Raw genomic sequence first — 20,866 nt, forward strand, 5'->3', positions numbered from 1 at the left:
GATGGCGATACGAATTGCCTCGGTAGAAGACAACCAGGCGCAATCACAGTTGATTCGCGAGATCCTGGTTTCGTCCGGATACGAATGCGAGTGTTTCAGCAACGGCGATGCCTTCGTCAAGGCGCTGCGCGATCGCACGTTCGACTTGCTGCTGCTTGACTGGCAACTGCCGGACATCAGCGGTATCCAGCTCGTCAGCTGGGTCAGGCAGACGGTGGGGCCGGCGTTGCCGGTCCTGTTCCTGACCAACCGCTCCCTCGAAGATGATGTGGTCCGCGGCCTGGCCGCCGGCGCCGACGACTACGTGATCAAGCCGGTGCGCCGCGCAGAACTCGTCGCGCGTGTGGGTGCGCTGCTGCGCCGGGCGGCTCCGCGTACGGGCGAGTCGCTCGAGCGCATACGCGTGGGGCCGTACGCGGTGGATCCGCTCGGCCGTGTGTTGACGCTGCATGGCGTGCAGGTCGATCTGTCGCCGCGGGAGTTTGACCTGGCGCTGTACCTCTTCCGCAATGTCGGCAAGCTGGTGCCGCGCGAGTTGATCGAGCAGGCCGTCTGGGGGCGCAGCATCGGCCCCGATTCGCGCACGCTGGCCACGCATATCTCCAAGCTGCGGCTCAAGCTCGACCTCAACCAGAAGAATGGGGTCCGCCTGGTCTCGGTGTATTCGCATGGCTATCGGCTCGAAACCACGCAAGAAGATGGCGAAACAAACTGACAAGCGGTGGGACGGTTGGATGGGGCGCGCCGCGTTTGTCGGCGCGTTTGTCGTTTTCGGGGGCGGGTGGCAGGCGGCCGTGGCCCAGCCTTCGGGGGCGGACGGCAGGGACTTCCTGTATCGGGTCCAGCAGGGCGATACGCTCATCAACCTGGCAGAGCGCTATATGGACGGCATCGACGGCTGGCGCGTGCTGCAGCGCCGCAATCGCGTGGCCGATCCGTACCGCTTGCAGCCGGGGTCCATTCTGCGCATTCCGTTCGATCGCATTCCCGTTGTGCGTGCGACGGCGCAAGTGGTGTTTGCGCGCGACGCGAACTCCGACGGCAAGCCGCTGCAAGCTGGCATGAAGCTCGCCGAAGACGCGCAGATCGATACGGGCGACAAAGGCGCCGTCACGCTGGCCTTCGACGACGGCACACGCATGACCGTGCCGCCGGGCAGCCACGTCGCGCTGTCGCGTGTGCGTGCGTTCGCGCACGCCGGACTTATCGACGTGCGCGTGCACGTCAAGCAGGGCGAGGCCGAATCGAATGTCGCGCCGAAGAAGACCGGCGTCGGTCGGTATGAAATCTCGACGCCGGCATTGGTGACGGGTGTGCGCGGTACCCGTTTCCGGGTGCAGGCGAGCGACTCCGTGTCGACCAGTTCGGTGCTGGAGGGCCAGGTGACGGCACAGGCCGGCCGACGAGCGCAGGGCATCAAGGCCGGGTTTGGCGTGCAGGCTTCGGGCGGACGGCTCCAGCGTGCTGCGCTGCCGGCTGCGCCCCGGCTCGGTGCCATTCCGGAACTGGTGCAGACGCCGTGCTTTCGCGCGACGTGGCAGCCCGCCAAGGGCGCGGCGGCGTATCGCGCGGCCGTCGCACGGGACTCGGCGCTGACCGAACTCGGCCCGTATCAATCGACCCAGGCACCGGGCGCCAACATCTGCGGAGATGAGGACGGCGATTACACGCTCGTCGTCCAGAGCATCGACGCGCTGGGCCTGACGAGCGTATCGGCCACGCGTGTCTTTACGGTTCGCCTGCATCCGGAAGCGCCGTTTACGACCGAGCCCGCCAACGGCAAGGTGTACCGCAGCGGCGAGGTGGCGTTCGCGTGGGCCTCCGTGTCTGACGCCGCGAGCTACGACATGGAAGTCGCCGATGCGCAGAGCTTTGCATCGCCGCTCATTCGGCAGCACGGCATCGACGTGCGCCTGAGCAAGGTGCTCGGCGCAGGCACATGGTGGTGGCGCGTGCGCTCGGTGGCACCCGATGGCAAGACCGGCCCGTGGAGCGACGCACTGCGCTTTCGCCTGTTGGATGTTCCGCCAGAATCGGTGCCAGCAGCCGCAGTCAATGCGGGCAACGACGGCAAGCTGCATGCGCATTGGCCCGCGCTGGCGCCCGAACTGACGGCCTCTGGCGCACGTACGCGCGTGCAACTGGCCAGCGAGTCGACTTTCACCAAGCCCATCGTCGATATCGTCAGCGAGGGCAGCGAAGCAGCCATGTCGAAGCCGCCGGCCGGCGTGTATTACATCCGCACAGGCGTGGACCTCGGCGATGCGGCGTCGGTGATCTACAGCAAGCCGCAGCGCATCGACGTCGGGAGCTTCGTCGGCGATTCTTCGCGCAGCCCGGTGCAGAGCGGCGGCGGCAGTCTGCTGCTCAATGACTGATCCGGCACCGGCCACGTCGCCCGCGCCCCGCCTGGGGCTGCGTGCGCTCTTGGAGTGGACCGTGCTCGTGGCGCTGGCGGTGCTGCTCACGCTGGGCGCCGCGCGCTGGAACGTGGTGGCACGGCTTGATGCGGCGCTGTATGACACGGTGCTGACGCTGCACGGCCATGCGGTGCGCGACGACATCGTGATCGTCGCCATTGATGACCAGAGCCTCGATGCCGTGGGTCGCTGGCCGTGGCCGCGCAGCCGCCTCGCCGATCTCGTTGCGCGGATCGGGCAGGCGCGGCCGCGCGCCCTAGGCGTGGACATCCTCCTGATCGAGCCCGATCTTGCGCACCCGGAAGGCGACCGCGCGCTGTCGTCCGCCATCGCGCAGGCCGGGCGCGTCATCTTGCCGGCGCTGCCCGAGCGTACGGAGCAGGGGCGCGTGTATCACTACCCGTTTCTCGGCATCGGCGCGGCGGTTGCGCACATCAATGCGGCCGCCGACGCCGATAGCGTGGTGCGAAGCGTCTACCTTGCAGAGGGGCCGCGCGAGCATGTACTCGACCACCTCGCACTCCAACTGGCACGGCAGGCGGCCCAGCCACCGGCTTCGCTGCCGGCCTCGCGTGACGTGCAGACCGATGCCGAGGGCTGGACACGCCAGGCGAACATCCGTCTGAACTTTGCCGGGCCCGCCGGTACATTCCGTCACGTGCCGGCGCTCGACGTCCTCAACGGGCGCGTGGCGGCGGACGCGTTTGCCGGCAAGCTCGTGTTGATCGGCGCTACGGCCTCCGGTGTGTCGGACATTTTTGCGACGCCCACCTCGCGCACGATGAGCGGCGTGGAAGTGCTCGCCAATGCCACGCAGACGGTGCTGGACGGCAGCGCCATCCTGCCCGTGTCCACGGGCGTCTTCTGGGCGATGACGCTGCTGCCCCTGCTGATGACGGCATGCGCCGTGCGCTGGTGGACGCCGCGCATGGCGCTCGCCGTGTCGATGGCCGGGGCGATGGTGCTGCTCGTCGGTTCGATCGGCGCGCTGGTGTTTGCCAATCGCTGGCTGCCGCCGTTCGCGGCAATGGTCGGGCCGCTGGTGCTGTATCCGCTGTGGAGCTGGCGCCAGCAGGAAGCCGCGCTGCGCTTTCTGCGTGGCGAGATGCAGCGCCTGACCCGTGAGCCGGGCCTGCTGGCGGAAGCCACGCCGCTGGCCCGTACCGGCCGCACATTGGGCGCACACATGGATGCCGTTGCCGCGCTGACAGACAGGCTCCGAGCCCTGCGACGCTACCTGGCCGATGCGCTGGAAAGCCTGCCTGATGCCACCGTCATCTGCACCGTAGACGGCACGATCCGCCTGGCCAACGGCCGCAGCGCCGAGCTGGCGGGGCAGTCGCCGTCGCCGGGGCAGAATCGCGCTGCCGCACTGCGTGATCTGCCAAGCCTGCTGGTGCGCGCGTTTCCCGACCCGGCGGCAGGCCAGCACTACTGGGCGCGTTGGCTCGCCAAGTCCGCGGGACTGGAGCCCGTCGAGCTGCGTACGCACGACGGCCGCTCGATGCTGATGCACGCAGCGGCGCTGCGCGACGAGGCAGGGCGCCCGGTCGACATCATCGTCAGCTTTGCCGATATCACGCCGGTTCGCGAAGCCGAACGCCGCCGCGAAGACGCGCTGCGTTTCATCTCGCACGACATGCGCTCGCCGCAGAGCGCGATCCTGGCACTCATCGAATTGCAGCGCGACGGTTCGCGTGCGCTCGATCGCGAGGTGCTGCTCTCGCGCATCGAGCAGCTGTCTTCGCGCACGCTGGAGCTGGCGGATGCGTTCATCGACTTGGCGCGCGCCGAATCGCAGGCGCTCAAGCTGGTCGACGTGGACCTGCTGGGCCTCGTGCTCGATGCCGCCGACGAGGTCTGGCCGCTGGCGAATCGCCATCAGGTGGAAGTGCGCGTGGCGGCTGACATCGAGGCTTCCGTGCGCGGCGAACCACGGCTGCTGGTGCGCGCGCTGGTGAACCTGCTCAATAACGCCATCAAGTTCAGTTCGCCGGGTTCGGTGGTGACGGTGTCGGTTGCGGCGGACGACGCGATGTTTGCGGTGTCCGTGGCAGACCAGGGCGCCGGCATCGCGCTGGCGGATCAGCCCCGGCTGTTCCAGCCATTTCATCGGCTGCACGAGGGCGCGCCCAATGCGCCTTCAGGCTGCGGCCTCGGCCTGGTCTTCGTGAAGACCGTGGTGGACCGGCACGGCGGCCGCATTGCCGTGCAGAGCGCGCCGGGTCTGGGCTCGACCTTCACGCTGTGGCTGCCGCGCGCGCCACATCACCCTGACGCCTGAAACCCGCCCTGGGGCGAGGCTTCGGTCGCTTCTCTTTTTCAATCATTTGCATTTGGGCGCTGCGGCCACCCTACAGTTCATTGGCCGACCCGCACAACGTGCACTGGTGAAAAACACCGGTCGAGAGACGATGGCGTCCGGGCAAAACGGCGTACAGATCCACCGAGCCGCCAAGCATGTTGAGCCAGACCGCCCCCGATGTTCTGACCGAATGCGAGTACGAACGCGTTCGTGCCGAACTGCACCGCGCTCTGCACGGCAGCGGGAACCCGTCACAGGGCGAGCGGTCCTGGCTGGCGGGGCGGCGTGAACCCAAGTGGCATAGCGAGGCTGACGATGCTCCAGACATGCAACACCGCCATCAAACCGTCGCGCGACTACGCCACGCGTAGCCAACCACGAAACCGAGCCATGAAAATCGGTCTGATCGACACGCATCTCGCCCGTCAGCAGGCGATCCACTCTGCGCTGCAGCCGACGCGCTTTGAATGCGTGCCCCTGTTTCTCTCACGCCAGGTCTTCGAAGCCATTGACCTGCAGGGCATCAACCTGCTGATGGTCGGTTCCCATGCGCACGACATGCCAGGCCTGTCGCTCGTGCGCACCGTGCGCGAGCGCGTGGGGCCGGGCATGGCCATCGTCTACCTCGCCGATGGCCATGCCGATTCCGAAACCGCCGACGCGCTCAATCACGGCGCAGACCTGTGCTTCCAGGGCGAGATCCGTCCGCCCGAGCTGCTCGCGCGGCTCGATGCGCTGATCCGCCGCTTTGCCGTGAGCCGTGCCGTGCGCGCTTCTGAAATTCAGCTGGGGCCTTACACGATCGATCGTCAGAACCGCGCCATCCGCCTGCGCGATACGCTGGTATCGGTACATGCGCGCGAGTTCGAGCTCGCCCTGCTGCTGTTCGCCAATGCGGGCCGCGTGCTGTCGCGCGCCGACATCGAACTGGCGTTGTGGGGGCGCGAACTGAGCCCGTATTCGCGCACGCTCGATACGCATGTCTCGCGGTTGCGCAAGAAGCTGCTGCTCGGTCCCGACAACGGCCTGCGCCTGCGCGCCATCTACGGGCAGGGCTTCTGCCTGGAGCGCGTGATGGAAACCGTGGGCCCGAACTGACGCACATGCGTCCGCAGCGCGTTCGAGCCGCGGAGTCGACGTCATGCATCTGCTTATTCTCACGGCCCTGATCGGCTTCCTGTCAGGGCTGGTTGCGCGGTGGATCACTCCGGGATGCGGCCTCACGGGCTTCACTCTGACCACGATGCTAGGCGTGGCAGGCGCGCTGGCCGCGAGCTTTCTGGGCCAGTTGCTGCGCTGGTACCAGCCCGGCCAGTCTGCGGGTTGGATCGGCGCGATGATGGGCGCCGTCATCCTCCTGGCGGGCCACCACCTCCTGATGCGCGAGCGCTGAAGCGCTGCGGTCCATGGCGCCAAGCCCCGAAGATCGGGGCTTTTTTGTTGCCGGCAGCCGACGTGCGAACCGGTTGCCCAAAAGAAATGCCCTGACGCTCAGGACGGGAGCATCAGGGCCAAGTGACCGCAGCTCTCTCTTCCGCGGCCAAAGCGCACCCACGAGGGGTCGGTGCAGGCTCAGGTTACGTGGCTGAGCGGCCGGGAATGCAAATGTTTATCAACGGGCCCCAGGCGGCGCCGGTTTTTTCGTAAGACGTCAGACAACTCTGGCGGACTTCGGTTGACCGCTCAGGCCGACGCTTGTGCGGCGAGCCGGCCGGCATCCTCGTGCGCACTGCGCAGGCGTTCGCGGCTGTTGGACAGGTGCATGCGCATGGCGGCACGCGCGGCCTCCGGGTCCTTGCGGGCGATGGCGTCGAAGATGCTGTGGTGCTCGCGGTTGACCGTCGCGCGCAGTTCGGGCGCGTTGAGGTAGCCCACCTGCGCGAGGTCCATGCGGGTGCGGGGGATGAGCGTCTTGCCAAGCTGGGCGAGGGCGCCGACAAAGTGTTCGTTGCCCGTGGCGCGTGCAATGCTCAGGTGGAACTGCAGGTCGGAGGTCGCGCTGTCCCGGCCCTCGGCCTGGTCCTGCTCGATGGCGTCGAGCGCGGCGCGCAGCGCGTCGATTTCCGCAGCGCTGATGCGCTGCGCGGCCAGTCCGGCGCATTCCGTTTCAATGGCCATGCGCAGTTCCAGCATCGACAGGATGTCGTGCAGCGTGGAGGCCTCGCCCAGCGGGATGCTGTTGTCGGTGCGCGGCGGCAGGACGAAGCTGCCGATCCCGTGGCGCGTTTCGATGAGCCCCTTGGCCTGCAGGCGCGAGATCGCCTCGCGCACGACGGTCCGGCTCACGCCCAGCGTTTCCATCAGCGCGGATTCGGTGGGCAGCTTGTCGCCCGGGCGCAGGGATTCCATGGCGATGCGCCCCTTGATGTGGTCCACCACAACGTCTGCGAGGCTTTGGGTGCGGCGCACGAGCGTTGCGGGCGGGCTGGTGTCGGGCATGCGGTCTCCGGCGGCGGATTGCGGGTTTACCAGGGTGACCCCGTTGGGAAGTGTCCATTATAGTCGTCGTCCATGTTGTACGACGACTGATGACATATCACCGATGACGATGGATCACCAACCCCCCCAAGCCGCCAAGCACGGCCCGCGCGTCACACGCCTGCAGGTCATTCCCGTGGCCGGCCGCGACAGCATGCTGCTGAACCTCAGCGGCGCGCATGGCCCGTTCTTCACTCGCAACATCGCCATCCTGCAAGATTCCGACGGCCATATCGGCGTGGGTGAGGTGCCGGGCGGCGAGGCCATCCGCAAGACCATTGAAGACGCGACGCCCCTGGTGGTCGGACAACCGATCGGCGCCTACAACAATGTGCTCAATACCGTGCGCCGGCAGTTTGCCGACCGCGACGCCAGCGGGCGCGGCCTGCAGACGTTCGACCTGCGCACCACGGTGCACGCCGTCACCGCGCTGGAGAGCGCGCTGCTCGACCTGCTGGGCCAGCATCTGGGCGTGCCGGTGGCCGCGCTGCTGGGGCAGGGGCAGCAACGCACCAAGGTGCCGGCGCTGGGCTACTTGTTCTTCGTGGGCGACCGCACGCGCACCGACCTCGACTACGCCGACGGCAGCGACGCCACCGACGACTGGACACGCCTGCGCCACCAGGAGGCGCTTACGCCCGAAGCCGTGGTGCGGCTGGCCAAGGCCGCACACGCGCGCTACGGCTTCAAGGACTTCAAACTCAAGGGTGGCGTGCTGAGCGGCGACGAGGAGATGGTCGTCACCACCGCGCTGGCCGAAGCGTTCCCGGAGGCGCGCGTCACGCTCGACCCGAACGGGGCGTGGTCGCTGCAAGAAGCCATCCGCTTGTGCCGCGACAAGCACGACGTGCTGGCCTACGCCGAAGACCCGTGTGGCGCCGAGAACGGCTACTCCGGCCGCGAGGTGATGGCCGAATTCCGCCGCGCGACCGGCCTGCCCACCGCCACCAACATGATCGCCACGGACTGGCGGCAGATGGGTCACGCCATCCAGCTGCATTCGGTCGATATTCCGCTGGCTGATCCGCATTTCTGGACGATGCAGGGCTCGGTGCGCGTGGCGCAGATGTGCGACGACTGGGGCCTCACGTGGGGCTCGCACTCCAACAACCACTTCGACATTTCGCTGGCGATGTTCACGCACGTGGCGGCCGCCGCGCCGGGCAACATCACCGCCATCGACACGCACTGGATCTGGCAGGACGGCCAGCGGCTCACGCGCGAGCCGTTCCAGATCGTCGGCGGCGAGATCGATGTGCCGACCGCGCCGGGCCTGGGCGTCACGCTCGACATGGCCGAGATCGAAAAGGCGCATGCGCTTTACAAGGAGCATGGCCTGGGCGCGCGGGACGATGCCATCGCCATGCGCCAGCTGATCCCCAACTGGCAGTTCGACAACAAGCGGCCCTGCATGGTCCGCTGAGCAGGCAACACCCGCGGGCGGTCTGCGCTGCCCGTGTCTTACCCAATATAAAAAGATCCGGAGACAAACCGTGAAGACCATCAAGGGACTGCGCTGGTGGATCATCGTGCTGGTGTGCCTGGGCACGATCATCAACTATCTGGCGCGCAACTCGCTGGGCGTGCTCGCGCCCACGCTCAAGGACGAACTGGGGATGAGCACCCAGCAGTACTCCTACGTGGTCGCCGCGTTCCAGGTCGGCTACACGATCATGCAGCCGGTGTGCGGGTTCATTGTCGATCTGGTCGGACTGCGCATCGGCTTTGCGCTGTTCGGCGTGCTTTGGTCGTTTGCGGGCGTGCTGCATGCGGGCGCGAGCGGCTGGCTCTCGCTTGCCGGTTTTCGCGCGCTGATGGGGTTGACGGAAGCCGCGGCCATTCCGTCGGGCATGAAGGCCGTCGCCGAATGGTTTCCCGACAAGGAAAAGTCCGTGGCCGTCGGCTGGTTCAATTCGGGCACCTCGCTTGGCGCGATGCTGGCGCCGCCGCTGGTGATCTTCCTGCATCTGCGATATGGGTGGCAGTCCGCGTTCGTGGTGACGGGCGCCATCGGCTTCCTGTGGGCGGCGCTGTGGTTCGCGTTCTATCGTTCGCCGAAGGACCATCCCGCGCTCTCCAGCGTCGAACGCGAAAAGATCATCGGCGGACAGCTGCGCCCCGTGGCTGCCGAGCGCGGCAAGCGGCCGGTCAAGGACGTCGTCACGTCGCGCCGCTTCTGGGCCATCGCGCTCGCGCGCTTCTTTGCCGAGCCGGCCTGGCAGACGTTCAGCTTCTGGATCCCGCTGTACTTCGTCAATGAGCGCCACCTCGATCTCAAGGCGATCGCCATGTTTGCGTGGCTGCCGTTCCTGGCGGCCGACCTCGGCGGCCTCGCCGGTGGCTACCTGTCGCCGTTCCTCATCAAGCGTTTCCGCATTCCTCTGGTGTGGTCGCGCGTGTGCGGCGTCGTGCTGGGCGCGGTCATGATGATCGGCCCGGCGTGCGTGGGGCTGGTCGCTTCGCCGTACACGGCCATCGTGCTGTTCTGCGTGGGCGGCTTTGCGCACCAGATGATTTCGGGCCTGGTCAACACGCTTTCCGCCGATGTGTTCGACCCGGAAGAGGTCGGTACCGCCAGCGGTTTTGCGGGCATGTCGGCGTGGATCGGCGGCCTGGGCTTCTCGCTGCTGGTCGGGGCGCTGGCTGACAAGATCGGTTATGGGCCGCTGTTCGGCATGCTCGGCGCATTCGACCTGACCGGCGCCGTGCTTCTGATCGTGCTGATCCGCGGACAATCCCATGAGGAGCGCGCGGCGCGTCAGGCGCAGTCCTCCCTTCCTGTTTCAAAGCTGAGTTGAAGACGATGTCCTTGCTGCATCCCCCCCGATTTGACCTGCAGGCGCGCGAAGGCAATCGCCTGCGCCTGGCAAGCGGCACCGGCGCCGCCATTGAAGTCTTTGTGCTGGAAGACGACATCCTGCGCGTGCTCGTGCTGCCGCACGGGGAGTTGCGTGGCCCGGCCACGTGGTCGATTGCGCCCGGCGCGGAAGACGCGCCGCTCGAGGGGCGCGACCGGCGCGACATGAGCGGCTTCAGCCTGCCGGCGTTTGCGCTGCACGCCGACGCCGACACGCTGCGCGTGCAGACCACCAAGATCCGCCTGAGCATTGCGCTCGCAGGTGGTTTCTGCACCTGGGAGACGCGCGGCCGATCGGGCCAATGGCAGACCGTGCTGGCCGACCGCGCCACGCAGGCCTACAACTTCGGCTACTGGGACGAGCAGGTCTATCACTACGTGCGCCGCGAGCCCGGCGAGATGTATTTCGGCCTGGGCGAGCGCGCCGGCGACATGAACCGCGCACACCAGCGTTATGAGATGCGCAACATCGACGCGATGGGCTACAGCGCGCGCACGACCGATCCGCTGTACAAGCACATCCCGTTCTACGTGACGTGGCACCCGGAAAACCGCACCGGCTTCGGGCTGTTCTACGACACGCTGTCGGACTGCAGCTTCGACATGGGCCGCGAGCTGGACAACTACCACGGCCACTATCGTTACTTCGTTGCACCGTTTGGCGATCTCGACTACTACTTCATTGCTTCGCCCGACACACCGCTCGATGCCACGCGCCGCTTCACATGGCTGACCGGCCGCCCGGCGTGGATGCCGAAGTGGGGCCTGGGCTATTCCGGCTCGACCATGACGTACACCGACGCGCCCAACGCGCAGGAGCAGATGGCCGAGTTCATCAACGGCTGCCGAAAGCACGACATCCTGTGCGATTCGTTCCATCTGTCGTCGGGTTACACGTCCATCGGGCCGAAGCGCTACGTCTTCCACTGGAACACTGACAAGTTCCCCGATGCGCGCGGTTTTGTGCAGAGCTACCTGGATGCAGGCATCCGCCTGTGTCCGAACATCAAGCCGTGCCTGCTGCGCGACCACCCGAAGTTTGACGAAGCCAAAGCCGCCGGCTTGCTGGTGTGCGATGCCAATGGCGAACCGGCGTGGGTGCAGTTCTGGGACGAGGTCGGTGCATATCTGGACTTCACCAACCCCAAGACGCTCGACTGGTGGAAGGCCAACGTCAAGAGCGCGCTGCTTGACTACGGCATGGCCGCCACGTGGAACGACAACAACGAGTTCGAGGTCTGGACGCCCAACGCGTTCGCGCACGGCTTCGGCAAGAAGACGCCGATCCGCGAGGCCAAGGTGCTGCACACCATGCTGATGATGCGTGCGTCGCGCGAAGCGCAACTGGAGTACGCACCGCAGCGGCGGCCGTTCCTGGTCTCGCGCTCGGGCGGCGTCGGCATGCAGCGCTACGTGCAGACGTGGTCCGGCGACAACTACACGTCGTGGGAGACGCTGCGCTACAACCTGAAGATGGGCTTGGGGCTCGCGCTCTCGGGCGTCTCCAATATCGGCCACGACATCGGCGGGTTTGCCGGCCCGGCGCCGTCGCCCGAGCTGCTCGTACGCTGGGTGGCCTTTGGCGTGTTCCTGCCGCGCTTCTCCATCCACTCGTGGAACGACGACAAGACGGTCAACGAACCGTGGATGTATCCGCAGGTCACCTCGCAAATTGCCTCGCTCATCAAGCTGCGCTACCGGTTGATTCCGTATCTGTACGAGCTGCTGTGGCAATCGACGCAGGCTTACGAGCCGGTGCTCAAGCCGACCTTTGCCGAGTTCCCGGAAGATCGCCGCTGCTACGACGAGTGCGACGACATGATGATCGGCGCATCGCTGCTGGCCGCGCCCGTCGTGGACCCAGGCCAGAGCGAGCGCACCGTGTATCTCCCGGCCGGCGCACGCTGGGTGTCGTACTGGAGCGGCGAAGCGTTCGACGGCGGCCGGAGCGTCACCCTGCCCGCACCGTGGGATCAGCCGGTGATGCTGATCCGCGAAGGCGGCGTCATCGCGCTGAACGTGGCCGAGCAGCATTTCGACCGGCGCGCCGACCAGCGCGGCTTTCTCCTCGTGCCCGTGCGGGGTGCGGGCGAGGCTGTCGGCGGCTGCATCGAAGACGACGGCGAAACCGAAGCGTGGCGGGAAGGGCAGCATGGCCGCTGGCATGTGCGGGCCGTCTCAGACGCCCACACCGTCACGCTGCATGTTTCCCGCGAAGGCCGCATGCCGACGCGGGCCGATACCGTTGAAATTCTCCTGCCCGCAGGCGATGCGCGAACCGTGCAAACGCCGCAAGCCCGCGTGCTGGAGACCGCTGTCGAGGGTGGCTGGCGCCGCCTGACGTTGCAGTTGCAGGCCTAGTGCCGCATCCGATCGCGTGCCGGCATCGGGATCCGGAGAGCCCGGCGGCGCGCGGTTTTTCCTTGGTGCAGGAGACAACCGAGATCACAACGATGGAAACCACACGAGCCCAGCATTCCCTCACCCCGCTCTATGTATCGGCGGCGCTGCTGTGCGCGGGCGCTTCAATGCATGCGTCTGCGCAGACATCGGTCACGCTGTATGGCGTGGTGGACAACGCGTTCGCGTATTCGAGCAACCAGGGCGGGCACTCCAATACCTACATCAACTCGGGCGCGCTCCTGGCGAGCAAGTTCGGCTTGTATGGCACCGAAGATCTGGGCGGCGGCAACCTGGCACTGTTCCGGCTGGAGAGCGGCTTCAATGCCGACACGGGCCAGCAGAGCCAGGCCGGCTTCCTCTTCAACCGGCAGGCCTACGTGGGCCTGAACAACAAGAACTACGGGCAGGTCACGCTGGGTCGTCAGTACACGCCGTACTTCCAGTACGTGGCATCGCTCGGACCGACCAATGTCCTGACCGGCGCCACCGGCGCCCACCCGGGTGACGTCGATGCGCTGGACACCACGCTGCGCTTCAACAATTCCATCACGTATACGTCACCGGTGTTCGGGGGCCTGCAGGCTGGCGTGCAGTATGGCTTTGGCGAGCAGGCGGGCAGCATTTCCCACGGCAGCAGCGTCAGTGCGGCGTTGCGCTACGACTACCAGGCGTTCTCGTGGGGCGCCGGCTATACGCGCCTGAAGAACGTGTCGAACGGCACGACCGCCGGCAACTTCAGCAACGTCGGCACGTTCGCCAACAACTCGCCGGTCAACGCGGGCTATGCATCGGCGGATACCGCCCAGCTCATCGCCACCGCGGCGCGCTACACCTTCGGCAAGGTGATGGTCGGGCTGAACTACTCGAACGTGCAGTACAAGCCGGGCGCCACGTCGCTGTTCACGCAATCGGCCACGTTCAACACCGTGGGCGCCATTGCCACGTATGCAGCCACGCCCGCGCTGACACTCGCGTTCGGCTACAGCTATACCGCCGAGAAGGCGCGCAACGGCATCACGTCGCCGGCCAAGTACAACCAGTTCTCGATGGAACAGCTTTATTCGTTGTCCAAGCGTACGGCCTTCTACGCGATCGAGGCGTACCAGCGGGCCAGCGGACAGACGTTGCGCGCGAGCGGCGCCGGCACGAGCATGGTTGACGCCGTGGCGTCGGTGGGCGATTCGCAGAACGGCACGCCGTCGAACGGGCGTAGCCAGTTCGTGGGCATGGTCGGCATCCGGCATTCGTTCTGATGGCGGGTACGTCGTGGCTGGCACCGGGGCCGGTGCACACATTGCAGGCCGGCGCACTGACGATGGCCGTCGCGCCGGCCGCCGGGGGCCGCATCGCTTCGCTGGCTTCGGTGGGCGCTGGCGGGCAGCGCATCGACTGGCTGGCCCCGATGTCAGCAGAGTGCCTGCGTGACGGGTTCGACGGGCTGGCCTGGCCCAAGGCGGGCTGCTATCCGCTGCTGCCGTTTTCCAACCGCATCCGGGATGCGCGCTTCCCATGGAATGGGCGGACCGTCCATCTCGCCCCGCACCCGGGCCAGCCCCATGCCATGCACGGGCTGGCGCATGCGCGCGCATGGGACGTGGAGCAGCACACCGCTTCGTCCATCGTGCTGGGCCTGCGATACGCGCCCGAGCCCGGCAACTGGCCGTGGCCCTTGACCGCTACCCAGACGTTCGTACTCAGTGAGCAAGGGCTCGACGCCGTCATGACGCTCTGTAACGACGGCGACAGCAGCATGCCGGCCGGCGGCGGCTTTCATCCGTACTTCACCCGGACCGCCGATACGCGAGTGCAGTTTGATGCGCGAACCATGTGGCCGACCGACGCCGGCGAAGTCGCCCTGCGCCGCGAGCGTGTCGCGCCCCGCGAAGATTTTCGACAGCTGCGCGCCCTGCCCGAAGCCCTCAGCGTCTACTACAGCGACTGGCAGCAGCAGGCCGTGCTGGCACGCGCAGAGGGCACGCTCACGCTGGACGCAGAAGGAGCATTGGACCATTGCATCCTGCATGCGCCGGGCGGCCAGTCCTATTTCTGTCTGGAGCCGGTTTCGCACGTTGCCGATGCGGTAAACCTGGCGGCGCAGGGGTGGCAGGGCACAGGGCTGCGCGCGTTGGAGCCCGGTCAGACGTTGAGCCTGCGCATGCGGCTGCGCATCGACCTTGCCGACTAGTGGCGCGCCACCTCTGTGGTGCACCGCGTGGCATTCCGCGCCATGGCCCAGAGCAGGGAAGGGGCGGCAATGTCTTCGAGTACAAAAGCAAAAAGCCCAGTCGGTGAGGACTGGGCTTTTTACGCGAGTTCTGGTGGGGCGTGAGTGACTCGAACACTCGACCTACGGATTAAGAGTCCGCTGCTCTACCAACTGAGCTAACGCCCCGCGAAGAAACGAGACTATAACAACCTTTTTCGGATCGCGCTAGTCCCCCGCGCGATTTTTTTTCGAATCCGGCGCGGTGGCGTGGCGGCGCAGGGCGCTGATGAACTGCGTCAGGCCATGCGTCGGGTGCTTGTCGCGGTGACGCACGATGAGCAGCGGCCGGGCGATGCGCGGCAGGCCGCTATCCACCTCGACGAGCCGTCCGTCGCGCAGCGCGTCGGCAACCACGTGGCGCGACAGGCAACTGATGCCGTAGCCCGCCGTCACCGTGCGCTGGATCGCCTCCGAGTGGCCCAGCTCCAGGGCGACATGCAGCGGCCCCACCACCGATGCGATGCGGCTGTCGACAAGCTCGCGGGTGCCGGAGCCCGGCTCGCGCATCAGCCAGCCCGCCTCGCGCAGTGCCGCATGCGAGACGGGGCCGGCTCCGCGCGCGAGCGGATGCCCTGGCGCGGCCACGATGACCATTTCGTCGTCGATCCACGTTTCGATCTCCAGCGCCTCGCCGCGGCACGTGCCCTCGATGAGCCCGATGTCGACTTCGAAGCGCTGCACGGCGTCTACCACGTCCTGCGTGTTGCCGATCAGCACGTCGAGCTGACTGCCTGGCGCGATCTGGTGCCGGAAATCGGCGAGCAGGGCAGGCAGCACGTAGTTGCCAATGGTGCTGCTGGCTGCAAGCCGGAGCCGCACATTGGGCTGCGCCGTGGCGTGCTCGAGCGCATCGGCGTGATCGAGCAGCGCCTGGGCCTGCGGCAGCAGTTGCCGGCCCAAGGCGTTCAAGTGCAGCCGCCGTGCATGCCGGTCGAACAGCGGATGCCCGAGCGCCGACTCCAGCTCGGCCAGCGCCGCGCTCACGGCTGATTGCGAGAGGCCGAGAGCTTCGCCAGCAGCGGTCGTCGTTTCGCTCTTGGCGATGGCCGCGAAGACGGCCCACTGCCGAAGGGTTACGCGCGGCGCTTTCATATCCATAAAAGTGGTTGTAATGACAAAAATTACCTGTTTTACAGGTTATCACGATGTGCATATCGTTATGCGCACAACGAATAAGCAAGGCGAGCGTGATGACGACTGCACAGAAGCAATTGGCGGCCCCCAGCGCGACAGCGGGGTTTGACGGGCGCACGTTGGCCAGCGTGGCCGTCTTGTTGAGCTGTGCCGGCGTGGCGGTGGCTCTGGGTGCAATGCCCTGGGCCGGACATCTCGGCCTGAGTGCGCTCACGCTGGCCATCCTGCTGGGCATGGCCGTGGGGCATGTGCCGGGGCACCAGCGCTGGCTCACCCCAGGTGCGATCCAGTTTGCGCGGCACACGCTGCTGCGCACCGGCGTGATTCTCTATGGTGCCCGGTTGACGCTGGCGCAGATTCACCAGCTGGGGACGTCGGGCGTCGTGATTCCGCTCGTGGTGCTGGCAGCGACCATGCTGGCCGGCACGTGGATCGGCACGCGCTGGTTTGGTCTGGCGCGTGCGCAGGCCTTGCTGGTGGCGTCCGGCAGTGCGGTCTGCGGCGCCGCCGCCGTGCTGGCAGTGGCGCCCGCCGTGAAGGCCTCCCCGCGCGAAACGGCGGTGGCGATCGCAAGCGTGGTGCTGTTCGGCACCGCCGGCATCTTTCTGTACCCGTGGCTGTATGCGCTGGCTGCGCATGCTGGCGTGGCGGTGGCGCCTGAGCACTTTGGCGTGTACATCGGTTCGACCATCCATGAAGTGGCGCAGGTGATTGCGGCCGCGCGCCCCTTGGGTGAGGACGCCACCAACGCGGCCGTCGTCAGCAAGATGGTGCGCGTGCTGGCGCTGGCGCCGCTGCTGGTGATCCTGGCGTGCACGACGGCCGCGGACGGGCGGGCGCACGTGGCCGTCTCGCGCCAGCAGGCGGTGCGCAAGGCCGCAGGGCACGCCTGGAGGGCGATGCCGTGGTTCGCGGTGGGATTGCTGATCGTGACGCTGGCCAATTCTGCAGGCGCGATTCCGGCGGTATGGCATGCGCCCATCGACGCGATCGATACCGCCATGCTGGCTTGTGCGATGTTCGCCATCGGCACGCAGACCCACGTGCCGATGTTGCTGAAATCAGGGGTGCGTCCGTTGCTGTGTGCAGCCGTGTTGTGGGTCGGGCTCGTCGCCGCCGGCGCGCTCATCAACATCGGCGTGCGCTGGCTGGTGGGCTGATTGGACGTACTGGATGGATGCGCGCGGGTGCAAGCGAGGCCTGCGCGCTGTTGTTGTTTGATCGCGCCGCTGGGCCGCGACCGGACCGGCACATGCACCGGTGGTGCGTCACGATGAATACGAAGACGCACCGATCGCACGCATGACGCGTCGGCAAGCAAAGAGGGAGACAGCAGTGAGGATGGTGCCCGAGGCCGGGATCGAACCGGCACGCGCCGATTAGGGCGCAGCGGATTTTAAGTCCGCGGTGTCTACCAATTTCACCACTCGGGCTTGGGCGGTGATCCGCCGGTGCAAGACGATACACGACGCCGCCGCCACAAATGAAAACGCCCCGCACGAAGCGAGGCGTTTGTATTTTGGCTCCCCGACCTGGGCTCGAACCAGGGACCTACGGATTAACAGTCCGGCGCTCTACCGACTGAGCTATCGGGGAATCGCTGCATCAGCGAAGAAATGAATTCTAACTAGTTTCTGTTCTCGCCGTCAACACCTTTTTTGCGGTGACGATGAAGGCGAGCGATCAGCGTTCGAGGTACTGCTCCTTGTCCTTCACGTCCTTCCATTCGTCGGCGTCGGGCAGCGGGGCCTTGGTCTTGGTGATGGACGGCCAGCCGGCCTGCGCGAGCTCGGCATTGATGGCGATCCACTTCTGCTGATCGGCGGGCACATCTTCTTCGGCGTAGATGGCGTTGACCGGGCACTCGGCCACGCAGACGGCGCAGTCGATGCACTCGTCCGGATCGATGGTCAGGAAGTTCGGGCCTTCGCGGAAGCAGTCGACGGGGCAGACGTCCACGCAGTCGGTGTACTTGCAGCGGACACAGCTTTCGGTAACGACGTGAGTCATTTCGCTTGGAAGAAGAGGCTAGGAATTCGTGGAGTGCGCGGGCGTGGCTGCTGCCCAGCCGGCAAACACGCATTGTAACGCAGCCGCCGTGGCCGACGGCTGCGTCGTTGGCGCGCCGTCAGACAGTTTTGGCATGTGTTTATGCGCTGGCGCAAGGTTCGGCGCGGAGCCTATTGCGCGTGCTCGATCACCATCTGCACGCGGGTGATGCCGTTGAAGGTGTTGTTGTCGAGGCGGTAGGCCACATAGGCGGACGCGCCCAGCGGCTCGGCGTGGTTGAACCAGATGGCGTCGAATTGCTGTTTGCCGCGGCCGAGCTTGAGCTTGAGGTGCTTGTCTTTCAGCACGGCCTGCGACAGCACGTCGAACTCGCCGCAGAAGCTCGGCGCTGGAAAGCCCTGGCCCCAGACGTGGGTTTCGAGCAACTCAACGAATTGCGGCGTGAAGCAATCCGGGTCGGCCTCCCCATCGGTTTCCAGCACGCGCGAGAGCAGCGCCTCGGTCAGCCACTCCCGGCCGACGGCCTCGAAGGCGGCGACGAATGCATCGAAGCCGTCTTCGCGCAGCGTCAGCCCCGCCGCCATCGCGTGGCCGCCAAACTTCACGATCAGCCCAGGGCAGCGCTTGTGGACGGCGTCCAGCGCGTCGCGCAGGTGAAAGCCGGGAATCGAACGGCCGGAGCCCTTGATGACGCCGTCGTCGCCGGGCGCGAAGGTGAAGACGGGGCGGTGGAACTTGTCCTTGATGCGCGAGGCGACGATGCCGATCACGCCCTGGTGCCACGTCTCGTTGTAGACCGCGATGGTGTGGCGGCCGCCGCCGTCGATGGCGTGCATGGTGTCGAGGATGGCCAGCGCCTCCTGCTGCATGCCGGCTTCGATCTCGCGGCGCTCGCGGTTCATGCCGTCGAGTTCCGCGGCGATGGCCAGGGCGCGGTCGTAGTCGTCGGTGAGCAGGCATTCGATGCCGAGCGTCATGTCGGCCAGGCGCCCGGCGGCGTTCAGGCGCGGGCCGAGGCCGAAGCCCAGATCGAACGTGGACGCACGGCGGGCCTCGCGGCCGGCCACGCGGAAGAGCGCGGCGATGCCGGGACACATCCGCCCCGCGCGCATGCGCTTGAGCCCTTGCGCCACGAGCCGGCGGTTGTTGGCGTCGAGCTTGACCACGTCGGCCACGGTGCCGAGCGCCACCAGGTCGAGCAGCGCATCGAGGCGAGGCTGGTCCTGCAGCGTGAAGACGCCCCGGTTGCGCAGCTCCGCCCGCAATGCCAGCAGCACGTAGAACATCACGCCGACGCCCGCCAGATTCTTGCTGGGAAAGCCGCAGCCCGGCTGGTTCGGATTGACGATCACGCGCGCGTCGGGCAACTGTGCGCCCGGCATGTGGTGATCGGTGATGACGACGTCGATCCCGAGCGCATTGGCCGCAGCCACGCCGGCCACGTCGGCGATGCCGTTGTCGACGGTAACGAGCACGTCGGGCTTTTCGCGCGCCGCCAGCGCCACGATCTCCGGCGACAAGCCGTAGCCGTATTCGAAGCGGTTCGGCACGATGTAGCTCACCTGCGCGCCGAGCATGCGCAAGCCGCGCACGCCGACGGCGCAGGCTGTGGCGCCGTCGCAGTCGTAGTCGGCAATGATGAGCAGGCGCTTGCTGGCGGCGATGGCGTCGGCCAGATAGCGGGCCGCGTCGTCGATCCCCTTGAGTTGCGACGGCGGCAGCAGGTCGGACAGCTCGGTCGACAGTTCATCGGGCCGGGCGACGCCACGGGCGGCCAGGATGCGCGCGAGAACGGGGTGGATGCCGTGGCCGGCCAGCGTGGTGGCGGCTTCGGCGGAGTGCGAACGGACAGCGATGCGGGTCATGCGGGATCAGGCTCAGGCAGCCATCGAGAGAAGGGACAGCGCATCGCGCAGCGTGCGGGCGCGGCTGAAACGGCGCAGCCAGCCGGTCAGGTCCTTGCGGGTGGCGCGGTAGCGGGCATAGTGCGAATCGCCGGTCAGCACGAGCGAAACCGCATCGATGCGGCCATCGGCCAACGCATCGGCGGCGGGGGTGAACCAGTCGCGGTCGAACGCGCGCAGGGTCTCGATCCAGTCGTACCAGTCCGCTGACAGGTAGGGGCGCGTGGCTGCATCGAGTAAGGCGGCGGCGCTGGTGTCGTCGAAGGGCACGGCGGCGAGTGTCGCGGCGCACAGTTCCGTGGCGTTTGCGGCGTGGCACAGGCCGGCGAAGAAGGCGTCGTTGCCGATCATGCGTTCGGCAATCGGGCGCGTATCGACCAGCGCGCCCTGGCCGAACAGCCACACCGAGTTCACGGGCAGCAGCCCCCGCGCCTCGCGCGCCTGATTGACGGGATGGTCATGCCACGTCATCTGGATCTCGTTCTGGAACTTGCGCCAGGCGCGTTCCTGCTCGCCCTTGTGCATCCAGATGTCGATGTTGTGGCCGGTGGCGCGCTGCGGGGCGGCGGCGACCAGGTCGCCGAACGGCGCGTCGGCGACGTACCAGCGGGCCGCGTGCGTCGCGTCGAGCGTGACGCCCATTTCGGCGACGAGGGGCGCGATGGCCGCGCGCAGGGCGTCGGCGTCGGCGGCTTCGAGCTGGAGCTGGGCGGGGTCGAGCATCACCAGGTGGTCCCGCGCGGCATGGATGTGCACCGGCTGCAGGCAGGCCCAGGTGCGGGTGTCGGCGGTGCCGCCGTCGGCCAGCCGCATGTACGGCGCCGAGGGAAGCGGCGCAACGGGCAGCCCCGCATGTGCGGCCAACCAGCGCTCGTGCGGCAGCGTGGGCAGGTAGGCGTCGTCGTGGCGCTCGCGTTCGGCCTCGCGCGCACGCGCGAGCAACCTTTCCAGGCCCGGCAAGGTCAATTGACGGTACGCGTCGTCTGCCACCTCGGCGGCCGGAGCGCAAAACGGGACAATCAGGGTGAGTTCAGGAATCATGGCTCCGAGATTGTAAACTTCCGGCTCGTTGGCCAGCGAGCCGGCAGG

Annotated in this window: 16 protein-coding genes and 3 tRNA genes; 11 read left to right on the plus strand and 8 right to left on the minus strand. The window is 66.9% G+C overall.

Features of this window, described 5'->3' with window-relative positions; all coding sequences use genetic code 11:
- Nucleotide 1 precedes the first annotated feature (1 nt).
- From TK49_RS09605 to TK49_RS09625, 5 genes are all read left to right on the plus strand, one after another.
- On the plus strand, nucleotides 2-715 hold the full coding sequence (locus TK49_RS09605) for a response regulator transcription factor (protein WP_045786478.1): 714 nt from the start codon (nucleotides 2-4) through the stop codon (nucleotides 713-715).
- Nucleotides 699-2,378, plus strand: a complete 1,680-nt coding sequence (locus TK49_RS09610) for a FecR family protein (protein ID WP_045786479.1) — start codon at nucleotides 699-701, stop codon at nucleotides 2,376-2,378. The genes TK49_RS09605 and TK49_RS09610 overlap by 17 nt, the downstream gene beginning before the upstream one ends.
- Nucleotides 2,371-4,704, plus strand: a complete 2,334-nt coding sequence (locus TK49_RS09615; RefSeq protein WP_045786480.1) for a CHASE2 domain-containing protein — start codon at nucleotides 2,371-2,373, stop codon at nucleotides 4,702-4,704. The genes TK49_RS09610 and TK49_RS09615 overlap by 8 nt, the downstream gene beginning before the upstream one ends.
- A gap of 411 nt (nucleotides 4,705-5,115) precedes the next feature.
- Entirely contained in the window at nucleotides 5,116-5,823 is a 708-nt protein-coding gene (locus TK49_RS09620) for a response regulator transcription factor (protein WP_045786481.1), read from the plus strand.
- Nucleotides 5,824-5,866: 43 nt separating this feature from the next.
- Nucleotides 5,867-6,118, plus strand: a complete 252-nt coding sequence (locus tag TK49_RS09625) for a GlsB/YeaQ/YmgE family stress response membrane protein (protein ID WP_045786482.1) — start codon at nucleotides 5,867-5,869, stop codon at nucleotides 6,116-6,118.
- A gap of 290 nt (nucleotides 6,119-6,408) precedes the next feature.
- On the opposite strand, the gene TK49_RS09630 is transcribed toward TK49_RS09625, so the two are convergent.
- Complete coding sequence (locus TK49_RS09630) at nucleotides 6,409-7,164, minus strand: FadR/GntR family transcriptional regulator (RefSeq protein WP_045786483.1); 756 nt, start codon at nucleotides 7,162-7,164, stop codon at nucleotides 6,409-6,411.
- A gap of 109 nt (nucleotides 7,165-7,273) precedes the next feature.
- Between TK49_RS09630 and gudD the strand changes: the two genes are divergently transcribed.
- The 5 genes from gudD (at nucleotide 7,274) to TK49_RS09655 (ending at nucleotide 14,648) form a co-directional block, all read left to right on the plus strand.
- A complete protein-coding gene (gene gudD / locus TK49_RS09635) occupies nucleotides 7,274-8,626 on the plus strand; it encodes a glucarate dehydratase (protein ID WP_045787831.1) in 1,353 nt (450 codons plus the stop codon).
- Between the two features lie 70 nt (nucleotides 8,627-8,696).
- Nucleotides 8,697-10,001 carry an MFS transporter gene (locus TK49_RS09640; RefSeq protein ID WP_045786484.1) on the plus strand — a complete coding sequence of 435 codons (1,305 nt, stop codon included), beginning with the start codon at nucleotides 8,697-8,699 and terminating at the stop codon, nucleotides 9,999-10,001.
- A gap of 5 nt (nucleotides 10,002-10,006) precedes the next feature.
- Nucleotides 10,007-12,421, plus strand: a complete 2,415-nt coding sequence (locus TK49_RS09645) for a glycoside hydrolase family 31 protein (protein ID WP_045787832.1) — start codon at nucleotides 10,007-10,009, stop codon at nucleotides 12,419-12,421.
- Between the two features lie 92 nt (nucleotides 12,422-12,513).
- A complete protein-coding gene (locus tag TK49_RS09650) occupies nucleotides 12,514-13,716 on the plus strand; it encodes a porin (protein ID WP_045786485.1) in 1,203 nt (400 codons plus the stop codon).
- Nucleotides 13,716-14,648 carry an aldose 1-epimerase gene (locus tag TK49_RS09655; RefSeq protein ID WP_045786486.1) on the plus strand — a complete coding sequence of 311 codons (933 nt, stop codon included), beginning with the start codon at nucleotides 13,716-13,718 and terminating at the stop codon, nucleotides 14,646-14,648. Before TK49_RS09650 ends, TK49_RS09655 begins: the two co-directional genes overlap by 1 nt.
- A gap of 131 nt (nucleotides 14,649-14,779) precedes the next feature.
- Here TK49_RS09655 and TK49_RS09660 read toward each other — a convergent pair.
- Both TK49_RS09660 and TK49_RS09665 read right to left on the minus strand, forming a co-directional pair.
- Nucleotides 14,780-14,855 (minus strand) — tRNA-Lys (locus tag TK49_RS09660).
- Between the two features lie 39 nt (nucleotides 14,856-14,894).
- Complete coding sequence (locus TK49_RS09665) at nucleotides 14,895-15,827, minus strand: LysR family transcriptional regulator (RefSeq protein WP_045786487.1); 933 nt, start codon at nucleotides 15,825-15,827, stop codon at nucleotides 14,895-14,897.
- Nucleotides 15,828-15,919: 92 nt separating this feature from the next.
- Between TK49_RS09665 and TK49_RS09670 the strand changes: the two genes are divergently transcribed.
- A complete protein-coding gene (locus TK49_RS09670) occupies nucleotides 15,920-17,023 on the plus strand; it encodes a YeiH family protein (RefSeq protein ID WP_045786488.1) in 1,104 nt (367 codons plus the stop codon).
- A gap of 182 nt (nucleotides 17,024-17,205) precedes the next feature.
- Here TK49_RS09670 and TK49_RS09675 read toward each other — a convergent pair.
- The 5 genes from TK49_RS09675 to TK49_RS09695 form a co-directional block, all read right to left on the minus strand.
- Nucleotides 17,206-17,296: transfer RNA gene (locus TK49_RS09675), tRNA-Leu, on the minus strand.
- Between the two features lie 87 nt (nucleotides 17,297-17,383).
- Nucleotides 17,384-17,459, minus strand: a tRNA-Asn gene (locus tag TK49_RS09680).
- 87 nt (nucleotides 17,460-17,546) lie between these two features.
- On the minus strand, nucleotides 17,547-17,873 hold the full coding sequence (fdxA, locus tag TK49_RS09685; protein ID WP_045786489.1) for a ferredoxin FdxA: 327 nt from the start codon (nucleotides 17,871-17,873) through the stop codon (nucleotides 17,547-17,549).
- A 170-nt stretch (nucleotides 17,874-18,043) separates the two neighbouring features.
- Nucleotides 18,044-19,738 (minus strand): single-stranded-DNA-specific exonuclease RecJ, encoded by a 1,695-nt coding sequence (recJ, locus tag TK49_RS09690; RefSeq protein ID WP_045786490.1) that lies wholly within the window; start codon nucleotides 19,736-19,738, stop codon nucleotides 18,044-18,046.
- 12 nt (nucleotides 19,739-19,750) lie between these two features.
- Entirely contained in the window at nucleotides 19,751-20,818 is a 1,068-nt protein-coding gene (locus TK49_RS09695; protein ID WP_045786491.1) for a hypothetical protein, read from the minus strand.
- Between the last annotated feature and the right edge of the window lie 48 nt (nucleotides 20,819-20,866).

Source organism: Ralstonia mannitolilytica, assembly GCF_000954135.1.
GTDB classification, from domain to species: Bacteria; Pseudomonadota; Gammaproteobacteria; order Burkholderiales; family Burkholderiaceae; genus Ralstonia; species Ralstonia mannitolilytica.

Excerpts from the sequence above, each read along its gene's own strand:
- TK49_RS09615 (WP_045786480.1), top strand. The coding sequence starts at position 2,371 with ATGACTGATCCGGCACCGGCCACGTCGCCCGCGCCCCGCCTGGGGCTG.
- TK49_RS09610 (WP_045786479.1), top strand. The coding sequence starts at position 699 with ATGGCGAAACAAACTGACAAGCGGTGGGACGGTTGGATGGGGCGCGCC.
- TK49_RS09665 (WP_045786487.1), bottom strand. The coding sequence starts at position 15,827 with ATGGATATGAAAGCGCCGCGCGTAACCCTTCGGCAGTGGGCCGTCTTC.
- TK49_RS09645 (WP_045787832.1), top strand. The coding sequence starts at position 10,007 with ATGTCCTTGCTGCATCCCCCCCGATTTGACCTGCAGGCGCGCGAAGGC.
- TK49_RS09670 (WP_045786488.1), top strand. The coding sequence starts at position 15,920 with ATGACGACTGCACAGAAGCAATTGGCGGCCCCCAGCGCGACAGCGGGG.
- TK49_RS09620 (WP_045786481.1), top strand. The coding sequence starts at position 5,116 with ATGAAAATCGGTCTGATCGACACGCATCTCGCCCGTCAGCAGGCGATC.
- gudD (WP_045787831.1), top strand. The coding sequence starts at position 7,274 with ATGGATCACCAACCCCCCCAAGCCGCCAAGCACGGCCCGCGCGTCACA.
- TK49_RS09695 (WP_045786491.1), bottom strand. The coding sequence starts at position 20,818 with ATGATTCCTGAACTCACCCTGATTGTCCCGTTTTGCGCTCCGGCCGCC.
- TK49_RS09630 (WP_045786483.1), bottom strand. The coding sequence starts at position 7,164 with ATGCCCGACACCAGCCCGCCCGCAACGCTCGTGCGCCGCACCCAAAGC.
- TK49_RS09650 (WP_045786485.1), top strand. The coding sequence starts at position 12,514 with ATGGAAACCACACGAGCCCAGCATTCCCTCACCCCGCTCTATGTATCG.
- TK49_RS09655 (WP_045786486.1), top strand. The coding sequence starts at position 13,716 with ATGGCGGGTACGTCGTGGCTGGCACCGGGGCCGGTGCACACATTGCAG.
- recJ (WP_045786490.1), bottom strand. The coding sequence starts at position 19,738 with ATGACCCGCATCGCTGTCCGTTCGCACTCCGCCGAAGCCGCCACCACG.
- fdxA (WP_045786489.1), bottom strand. The coding sequence starts at position 17,873 with ATGACTCACGTCGTTACCGAAAGCTGTGTCCGCTGCAAGTACACCGAC.
- TK49_RS09605 (WP_045786478.1), top strand. The coding sequence starts at position 2 with ATGGCGATACGAATTGCCTCGGTAGAAGACAACCAGGCGCAATCACAG.
- TK49_RS09625 (WP_045786482.1), top strand. The coding sequence starts at position 5,867 with ATGCATCTGCTTATTCTCACGGCCCTGATCGGCTTCCTGTCAGGGCTG.